The sequence below is a fragment of the Amycolatopsis sp. lyj-346 genome (assembly GCF_046548975.1).
Lineage (GTDB): Bacteria > Actinomycetota > Actinomycetes > Mycobacteriales > Pseudonocardiaceae > Amycolatopsis.
In genome coordinates this window covers 1-511 of sequence record NZ_JAJPWT010000087.1, presented here as the reverse complement: position 1 = coordinate 511, position 511 = coordinate 1, and the positions used below count along the sequence as shown (strand labels likewise).

Genomic DNA, 511 nt, shown 5'->3' with positions numbered 1-511 from the left:
CGGTTATCTGAAAATAGCCCGGCGTCAGCTCAATCCTCGACGGTGCTGCCGGTGCGGCAATCCGGAACGATACCGACGCCGGATCGCCCTGCTGCCCCCACGCATTTACCGCCCGGACTGTCAGCCTGTAGTTCCCCAGCGCCAGTTGCGTGAAGCGGTATGTGGTTTCCGTCGTCCGGGCCGTGCTGACCAGCCGCTCACTGTCGTCGTCCGCTGTTACGGTCAGACGGAGCAGGAAACTCACGCCCTTCACCACCTTCGGTGTGTCCCATCGCGCCAGCACCTGATATTCCCCGCTGTCTGCAGTGACTTCTGCGGTCAGGTGCTGCACCGCTGGCGGCGTGACACCATTCACCGTGCCACTCTGTTCGCCGTCAAAGTGCGCCCCGTTATCCACGATGGCCTCTTTTTCCGGCACATGCTGCACGGCGGTGATGGCATACGTGCCGTCGTCGTTCTCACGGATACTCACGCAGCGGAACAGTCGCTGGCGCAGCGTCGGCAGCTTCAG

At 62.8% G+C, this 511-nt stretch carries 1 pseudogene; it reads right to left on the bottom strand.

From position 1 onward, the window contains the following. Window positions 1-511, bottom strand: a pseudogene (locus ACLJQE_RS44835) (host specificity protein J); the annotation flags it as partial.